The 7,414-nt window shown below is 42.5% G+C and carries 10 protein-coding genes; 4 read left to right on the top strand and 6 right to left on the bottom strand.

The annotated features are described in order from the left end of the window. Nucleotides 1–2 precede the first annotated feature (2 nt). On the bottom strand, nucleotides 3–290 hold the full coding sequence (locus O9324_RS03470; RefSeq protein ID WP_288139483.1) for a shikimate dehydrogenase: 288 nt from the start codon (nucleotides 288–290) through the stop codon (nucleotides 3–5). Nucleotides 291–504: 214 nt separating this feature from the next. Further along, nucleotides 505–714, bottom strand: coding sequence for a hypothetical protein (locus O9324_RS03465; RefSeq protein ID WP_287630309.1), 210 nt, complete (start codon nucleotides 712–714; stop codon nucleotides 505–507). A gap of 232 nt (nucleotides 715–946) precedes the next feature. On the opposite strand from O9324_RS03465, the gene O9324_RS03460 reads away from it, so the two are divergent. From O9324_RS03460 to corA, 3 genes are all read left to right on the top strand, one after another. Then, nucleotides 947–1,240, top strand: a complete 294-nt coding sequence (locus tag O9324_RS03460; RefSeq protein WP_002759475.1) for a hypothetical protein — start codon at nucleotides 947–949, stop codon at nucleotides 1,238–1,240. Between the two features lie 254 nt (nucleotides 1,241–1,494). Beyond that, a complete protein-coding gene (locus tag O9324_RS03455; protein ID WP_288139482.1) occupies nucleotides 1,495–2,772 on the top strand; it encodes a recombinase family protein in 1,278 nt (425 codons plus the stop codon). Nucleotides 2,773–2,863: 91 nt separating this feature from the next. After that, nucleotides 2,864–4,024: a magnesium/cobalt transporter CorA gene (gene corA / locus O9324_RS03450; protein WP_288139481.1), complete on the top strand. Its 1,161-nt coding sequence runs from the start codon at nucleotides 2,864–2,866 to the stop codon at nucleotides 4,022–4,024. Nucleotides 4,025–4,083: 59 nt separating this feature from the next. Here the strand turns inward: corA and O9324_RS03445 are convergent, their stop codons facing one another. The 4 genes from O9324_RS03445 to O9324_RS03430 form a co-directional block, all read right to left on the bottom strand. Next, nucleotides 4,084–4,260, bottom strand: a complete 177-nt coding sequence (locus tag O9324_RS03445; RefSeq protein ID WP_002769835.1) for a hypothetical protein — start codon at nucleotides 4,258–4,260, stop codon at nucleotides 4,084–4,086. Nucleotides 4,261–4,591: 331 nt separating this feature from the next. Further along, nucleotides 4,592–5,101: a tetratricopeptide repeat protein gene (locus O9324_RS03440; protein WP_287630306.1), complete on the bottom strand. Its 510-nt coding sequence runs from the start codon at nucleotides 5,099–5,101 to the stop codon at nucleotides 4,592–4,594. A gap of 108 nt (nucleotides 5,102–5,209) precedes the next feature. After that, nucleotides 5,210–5,722, bottom strand: coding sequence for a hypothetical protein (locus O9324_RS03435; RefSeq protein ID WP_288139480.1), 513 nt, complete (start codon nucleotides 5,720–5,722; stop codon nucleotides 5,210–5,212). Nucleotides 5,723–5,906: 184 nt separating this feature from the next. Then, on the bottom strand, nucleotides 5,907–6,392 hold the full coding sequence (locus O9324_RS03430; RefSeq protein WP_002769830.1) for an allophycocyanin subunit alpha-B: 486 nt from the start codon (nucleotides 6,390–6,392) through the stop codon (nucleotides 5,907–5,909). 232 nt (nucleotides 6,393–6,624) lie between these two features. Here O9324_RS03430 and O9324_RS03425 point away from each other — a divergent pair, with 232 nt between their 5' ends. Further along, nucleotides 6,625–7,377 carry a slipin family protein gene (locus O9324_RS03425; protein ID WP_288139479.1) on the top strand — a complete coding sequence of 251 codons (753 nt, stop codon included), beginning with the start codon at nucleotides 6,625–6,627 and terminating at the stop codon, nucleotides 7,375–7,377. Nucleotides 7,378–7,414: the final 37 nt, after the last annotated feature.

Here is a 7,414-nt window from a genome sequence, read left to right as displayed (position 1 = left end):
TTTTAAGGATTCGGGATCGATCGCACCAGCAGAGTCAGAATACTGGTTAATACTGCCACTACCACGGGAATAATCAACGATTTTGCTCCCTTAAGGTCAGAGACATCCTGAATTAAAGCGTCCTGTGTTCCCTCTACTTTTCCCAATCGCCTATCAATAATCTTGAGTTCGGTTTTCACCTCCGCTATATCTACTTTGAGATCAGCGAAATCTTTCTGTAAAGAGTCTAATTTTTCCGTGATATTTGTCAGGATAATTTCTAGGGAATTGGTGACGGGGGATTGACTCATCTGAATTTCCGGGAATATTCGATCGCCTATTAATATTGTAGCTGTAGGTTGGGTTGAACGATAGTGAAACCCAACAACCGAGGATTTATGTCGGGTTTCGTTGCCTCAACCCGACCTACAAATTTACTAAAATCCATTTTTAATTTAATTATAACCAGCTACTTATCTGTCACCAATACCCAATTATTTTCTATACATTGAGCAGCAATCCATTTCACCACTCATTGACATCTACCTGACGACATTCTGTTTTAATGGCTTGTTGTAGTTCTTCTGCCTCTGAATCGCTTAAAATGCCTGAAAACTTGGACAGAGGATGACTGTTGCCTGTTGCCTGAACTCGATGTAAAAAATCTAACACGGTTTCTATTAGATCATCAGGTGCTTGTTCGAGTTCTTGAATTAATTGTTGACGATGGTTCATAGACAGTCTTAACGAGTAATACAGTAAATGTGATGGCTACCTTGAATTCTCAATGACGTTCTCAAATTTTGGCGAACTTTTTCCCAGAAATAGATCTTAATTGACTCATCTGAATTTCGGAGATTATTCGATCGCCTAGTAATATTGTAGGCTGATAATCGTTATTGGTAATTCTGCGATCTTTCGGGAGTGATAGAATGCGAAGTATCCCCCGCAACAAGGAATTTAGTTTATGAGTCAATCGGGAGAAACCGTCACCTATTCCCTAGAAGCCATCCTGACGCGGATCGAGGGAAAGATCGATCGAATCGATGATCGCCTGACAAAACTAGAGGTAGGACAGGCAAAATTAATCGAGAAAGTCGAGGGAATGGATAAGCGGTTAGAAAGGCTAGAAAACGAACAATCGGGGCTAGTTAAGGATATATCCGATTTAAAAGGGGCGAAATCGCTGATTATCCCCGTAACCGTTGCGATTATTACCGCCATACTCACGGTTTTCCTTCGCTCTTTACCCTCTCCCTAGACGAATCGCGCCCGGCCTAGAAATTGCCAAGTGTAGCGGAACGATCGCCAGCTGGCGGGGGTTAGGGAGATGGGCAGAAATTCCTTTTCCATTCGCCCGCAGGTAAGCTGTTGACTATCTAAATTACTGGTTAAGACTGTCTATGAGCGCCGGAGTTGGGGGCCGGGTCGAGGAAGTTCGAGCATTTGTACTAAACTTTTCAGGACGCGGTTTAAAGGCAGTACAGCTTATCTATACCAGGATTTCGGCAAAACATGAAAATTATCGCCTACACCTATACCAATCCCCTGCTTGATAGTCCCCCCGATAACTCGATTTGGGACCATTCTCCCGAACAAGTGTATCAGGATTTTGGTGATCGCTCACAACGGCAGCAACTGCTCCGCGATTGTCAAGGAACTCCCCCCCGACTGCTGATCCTGCGTCGCCTAGCAGAATTGGGAGACAATGGCACGGAAGTTAGCAAAATTTTACAATCCTTAGAAGCCCTCGACATAGATATAATTGCCCTAGAAGACCCAGATTATAAGCTGAATTTTGCCAAGATTCTGCAAGAAATATCAAAAAACGAACTAAGTAATCGTTTAAAAGCAGGTCACGCTCACAATCGTCTGCAAGCTTTACCTCCCCCCGGAAAAGCACCCTACGGTTATCGTCGTGGCAAGGAGCGTTATATACTCGATCGCAGTACCGCACCAGTAGTCAAAGACTTTTTTGATCGCTTTTTGATTTCCGCTTCCCTGGGTTCCACGGTGCGCTATCTAGAAAAACGCTACGGCAAAAAGATATCGATAGCTACTGCCCATAAATGGCTGACCAATCCCGTTTATCGCGGCGATTTGTGCTATCTCGGTCAAGATATTATCCCCGATACCCACACCCCGATTATCTCCCGGGAGGAAGCAGCCCAGATCGATCGCATCCTGAGAAATAATCGCAAATTACCCCCCCGCAGTGCCAGCGCCCCGCGTTCCTTAGCGGGTTTAGTCGTCTGTAATCAATGTCAATCGGGGATGACGATTACCAAAGTGACAGCGCGAGGAAAAGGCACAGAATACCTCTATTTGCGACCTTTGCAATGTCCCCGGACAAAAAAATGTTCGGCGATCGCTTATGAAAAAATTCTTCATAGCACAATCGAGCGCATTTGTCAAGACCTACCGCCGACGATCGCTCAGATATCTTTACCGGATTTAGAGGCGATCAAACGGGGAATGAGCGAGGAAATAGGGCAAAAAAACGATATTTTGTCGCAATTGCCCTCCCTAGAAGCGGCGGGAATTTTAGATCAAGAAACGGCTAATCTCAGGGCCTATAAACTGAAAAACGAGATCGCACAGATTCAAGGACGTTTAGACCAATTACCCCCCGATAACCTGACTATTATCGCTCGTGCCGTTGCTTTTCCGCAATTTTGGCGAGATTTATCGGAAATCGAGCGTCGTTTTTATTTTCGCGAGTTTATCCGTCGCATCGAAATCGAGAGAGAAACGGCTAATAATTGGCATTTACGTTTAATCTTCGTTTTTTAACAATCTTGGACAATCTTAAAGTTAGCTAAAAATTGAGGAATATTTGAGCGATTAATGCTAAGAAAAAGGCAAATAGCGATCGATCTCAACTATGAGCAATAACAAAAGATTAATCAGGTATAAAAAAGGGCGAAAATACTCTGGGACAAAACCCCACCTTTACGATTATCACTATAACCAACCCGGGACGATGCCGGGGTTAATCACCATCGATGAAAATGCCGTTGCTACCGAGATATTTTTAATTAATTATAACCGTCAACAAGCCACTAGAGTTAATAATCTCCTACCGAAAGACTGTCTTAAATATTTATCGAATGATTCCATCTCTTGGATTGATATCGTCGGTTTGGGTAATGAAGATAAACTGCAAGAATTGGGGGAAATTTTTCATTTACATCCCCTAACCCTTGAGGATATAGTCAGTATTCCCCAAAGACCAAAAGTAGAAGAATGCGAGAATTATATTTTAATTATAGTGCCAATGGCCATCCTAATCGATCATCAGGGTTTTTTGTTAGAACAAATCAGTTTAATAGTCGGGAAGAATTATGTTTTAACCGTGCAGGAAGAAGGACAATACGATTCTTTAGAGGGAGTTAGGGAAAGAATCCGTTTAAATAAAGGTTCTATCCGGCAGCAAAAATCAGGTTATTTAGCCTACGCAATTTGGGATGCTATTATTGACGGTTATTTTCCTGTTTTAGAGTCCTACGGAGAAAGAATCGAGGAGTTAGAAAACGAAATTTTAGCTAGTCCCACAGAACAGACTTTATCACAAATTTACCAACTACGTCAGGAATTACTCTCCCTGCGACGAGCAATTTGGCCGCAAAGAGACACCCTCAATGCGCTTTTACGGGATGAGTATATTGTCATTGATACAACGATTAAACCCTATCTAAGGGACTGTTATGACCATGTGGTACAAATCCTTGATGTTATCGAAAATTATCGGGAATTTGCCAATGGTTTAATGGATTTTTATCTGTCTTCCGTGAGTAATAAAATGAACGAGATTATGAAAACTTTAACGGTAATCTCGACGATTTTTATCCCTCTCACCTTCATTGTCGGTATTTACGGCATGAACTTTAATACTGATAAATCTCCCTATAATATGCCCGAATTAGAATGGTATTGGGGCTATGTGTTCGTCTGGGGATTGATGCTAACCGTTGCTTTCAGTTTAATCATTTTCTTTTGGCGACGCGGCTGGTTTAAGAACCTATCGACAGGGAAGAAAAGATAAACTGTTAAGCAGATTAGGCGGATTCTATGGCATTGCCGGCATCTAGCAAGAGAAAATGGCTATTGCAGAGAAATCAATAATTTAGTGTCGGCGGTATTTTTTAACACTTTCAGTTGATGGCTTCTCATTTTGTCCAACCAACTATAGTGCTGGTTGCGACATTGATAGACGATATCGATGTCACCAATCTCTGACTTAATCTGAGCCAAGTAGTTTTCTAGTTCGCTAATTTTCATAACCTATCTCGCTTGCGCTGAAGGACACCAACCCTAAACCAAGAATTATCGCTAAAGGATAGGGGTGACTACAGTTACTATTATAGGCCGATCATAATTCCTAAAAAAGTTCTTATCTAACAAAGTTAGCTAATGTCAGGGTTAGATGATATTGGCGAAGTTTCTTTCTAGTCGTCTAGGGGGCAGCACCATCCCTAGGCAAACGGGCTAATTTACCGAAGAATGGCCGCAGTAATGCCCAAAATGCCGATAATCGCAACAAGTCAAGAAATAAAAAATTCTCGATATTGTCTTTCCCTTCGCCCAGCTTCAATAATTAATTCTTTTTTCATTACTTTTTAGTCCCTGGAGGTGGCTGTTTAGAAGCTGCCGCAATCGCTTGATTTAAACGAGTTAATTCTTCCTTAAACTTCGGTTCTTGGGGATAGTTTTTGACTAATTTTTCTAGGAGACTTTTCGCTCCAGAAACGTCTTGAGTTTGTAATCTTGTTCCATAAAGAACTAGCATAACTTCCAGATTGTCGGGATATTTTTGATATAATTTTTCTAAAGGTTCTCTAGCTCCGATAAAATCTTTTAACTGTAGGCGAGCTTGTGCTAGTCCTTGCAAAGCAGTGGGGTTATCCGGTTCGCGTTCGAGAATTTTCTCGTAACCTTTGACCATTTCTTGTAATTTTTGGGTGGGAATAGTTGCCTCTTGCCCGGGTTGATTGCCTTGGGGGGAATTAGAATTATTATTTTTCAATAAGCCTAAAGTTGGCACCACCATTAAAGCCAGAAATACTAAACCAGAGGAAACAATTAAGACTCGTTTGAGGGTATCGTTATTTTTTTTTGGCATACTTTTTAAAGATTAGAGATAAGCAATTTTGTAGGGTGCGTGTTTGCGGCGATAACCTTGGAATGAAAAACCAAAATTAGTAATCCGCACCCCACGCACCAGATAAGATTAATCAGTAGTCACTCGATGAAATTCGTGACCCCAAAGATGATAAGCCCAAATTCCCAAGCCAAAACTACCTAAGCAGAGGATGGTGAGCATCAGGAAAACTTGCCACCTATTGTAACCTGCTTCCTGAAGTTCTAGACGACCGAGGATAGTAGCGGCTAACAGAATTAAAACTCGACTAAATACCGCCCACTTGTGGAAGATAAAGACTACCGCCAAAGACCAGCCGAGAATTGATAATACAGCGCTAATATCGTTTTTAAACCAACTGCGGAAAAATAGCGGCATTAAGTGACTAAACAGAGTTAATCCTAGGGCAATTAAGAGGATAACCCCTACCGCTAGGATATAGATGATGATTTCTAGCCATTCGCTAGTGAGAGTCCAATTCATCTCATCACCGCGGGCAAGTAACCAATCGCTCCATGATACACGCTCCTGGGCGATCGACCAGCCAAACAGCCCATAGACTGATGGAATCAGAAAGGTAAGTAGTACAATGCGCCAAAACATAATCAGTTATCAGTTATCAGTTATCAGTTATCAGTTATCAGTTTTGAGTTATTAGTTATTAGTTATCAGTTATCAGTTATCAGTTATCAGTTATCAGTTAACTGAAAAAAGTCAAGCCTGAACCCTGAAAGAGGGGAAAATTGCCCCTTTTCAGACTTCAGGCCCGTGGAGTTGTCCCGATCGCTTAGGACATATACTGGATGATAAAGTCGAAGTAGGGGGCTGCTGCCACGGCATCTTCTTGAGTCAAAAGAGCTAAAGCGGCCTCTTTGAGACAACGAATCGCTTCCACCATGCCAGGGATGGGAACATTAAGAGAGTTATACATCTCTTTGACCCCGATCAGGCCGGTTTGTTCGATCGGACCTTTATCTCCGGCTAATACCCCATAGGTAACTAGACGCAGATACCAACCATAATCGCGCAAGCATTGATTATATTGACGCTGACCGTAGGCATTACCCCCCGGCGCTCTATAATCGGGACGTTTCTTGAACAGTTGTTTTTGAGCCTGATCGACGATTTTTTTCTCATTTTCAGCGAGAGTCTCGGCAATGCGAATTCTCTGCTCGCCAGTTTTTAAAAATTGCCCGATACCCTGTAGTTCACCACTACTAGGATAACGAAGTTCGTCGTCGGCTTTGAGGATGACTTGGCTAACTACGCTCATAATATCAAGGTAAATTCTGATAACATTCTGTAGTTTATCTCAGGTCGGGGTCTGGAAGTCGAGTCATCCCTGCTGGTTAGGCAATTCCTAAAAATTGTAATATTTCGTTATGAGTTTCCCCGACAGCCCGGTTACTGTCTAGAATGAATGTATTAGTGGTCAGGAGCGAGGAGATGGCCATTGAGATGTCACCGCACACCGATTAACTTGAACCCGATAAGTGGTAATTAATATGGAATTTTTAGCACCCTTGCTGTTGGTAGCGGGCATTCTGGGGTTAAATGGCTTTAAAATCGATCGAGAATACCAGCGTGGTGTTATCTATCGTCTAGGGCGTTATCAAGACACCAAAGGCCCCGGACTGTACTGGATCATTCCCCTAGTTGACCAAAAAATGCGGGTGGATATTCGCACCAAAACCGTCGATATCGCCCCGCAAGAAACTGTCACCGCCGATAATGTCACAATAAAGGTTAATGCGGTTCTCTACTATCGCATTATCGACCCTAGCAAAGCGATTAATAAAGTTGAATCCTATCCTGCGGCCGTTTATCAAGCGGCCATGACCACTTTAAGAAATGTAGTTGGTCAAAATCGTCTCGATGATGTCTTGCAAAAACGAGACGAAATTAATCACGCAGTTCAACAAATTGTCGATGAAATTAGCGAACCTTGGGGCATTGATATCGAACGAGTGGAGATGAAAGATGTGGAAATTCCCACCGGTATGCAGCGAGCTATGGCCAAGGAAGCGGAAGCTTTGCGAGAAAAACGGGCCCGTTTGATTAAAGCTGCCGCAGAACAGGAAGCCTCCCTAAAATTAGCGGAAGCTTCCCAATTAATCATGGAAAATCCCGCCGCTTTGGAATTACGCCGCCTACAAATGTTAACGGAAATTGGAGCGGAAAATAACACCAGTACCATCATTATGATCCCCTCCGATATCTTAAATCTGGCTCAAAAATTAGCCGAAAAAAAATCATAAAATGGCTCAATTGTCAATAGCCAAAAGGGTTAATTTT

It is taken from the genome of Microcystis sp. LE19-84.1B (assembly GCF_027531875.1).
Classification (GTDB): domain Bacteria; phylum Cyanobacteriota; class Cyanobacteriia; order Cyanobacteriales; family Microcystaceae; genus Microcystis; species Microcystis panniformis.
The sequence above is the reverse complement of the archived record's forward strand: the minus strand, read 5'-3'. Positions and strand labels throughout refer to the sequence as shown.

Excerpts from the sequence above, each read along its gene's own strand:
- O9324_RS03470 (WP_288139483.1), bottom strand. The coding sequence starts at position 290 with ATGAGTCAATCCCCCGTCACCAATTCCCTAGAAATTATCCTGACAAAT.
- O9324_RS03465 (WP_287630309.1), bottom strand. The coding sequence starts at position 714 with ATGAACCATCGTCAACAATTAATTCAAGAACTCGAACAAGCACCTGAT.
- O9324_RS03460 (WP_002759475.1), top strand. The coding sequence starts at position 947 with ATGAGTCAATCGGGAGAAACCGTCACCTATTCCCTAGAAGCCATCCTG.
- O9324_RS03455 (WP_288139482.1), top strand. The coding sequence starts at position 1,495 with ATGAAAATTATCGCCTACACCTATACCAATCCCCTGCTTGATAGTCCC.
- corA (WP_288139481.1), top strand. The coding sequence starts at position 2,864 with ATGAGCAATAACAAAAGATTAATCAGGTATAAAAAAGGGCGAAAATAC.
- O9324_RS03445 (WP_002769835.1), bottom strand. The coding sequence starts at position 4,260 with ATGAAAATTAGCGAACTAGAAAACTACTTGGCTCAGATTAAGTCAGAG.
- O9324_RS03440 (WP_287630306.1), bottom strand. The coding sequence starts at position 5,101 with ATGCCAAAAAAAAATAACGATACCCTCAAACGAGTCTTAATTGTTTCC.
- O9324_RS03435 (WP_288139480.1), bottom strand. The coding sequence starts at position 5,722 with ATGTTTTGGCGCATTGTACTACTTACCTTTCTGATTCCATCAGTCTAT.
- O9324_RS03430 (WP_002769830.1), bottom strand. The coding sequence starts at position 6,392 with ATGAGCGTAGTTAGCCAAGTCATCCTCAAAGCCGACGACGAACTTCGT.
- O9324_RS03425 (WP_288139479.1), top strand. The coding sequence starts at position 6,625 with ATGGAATTTTTAGCACCCTTGCTGTTGGTAGCGGGCATTCTGGGGTTA.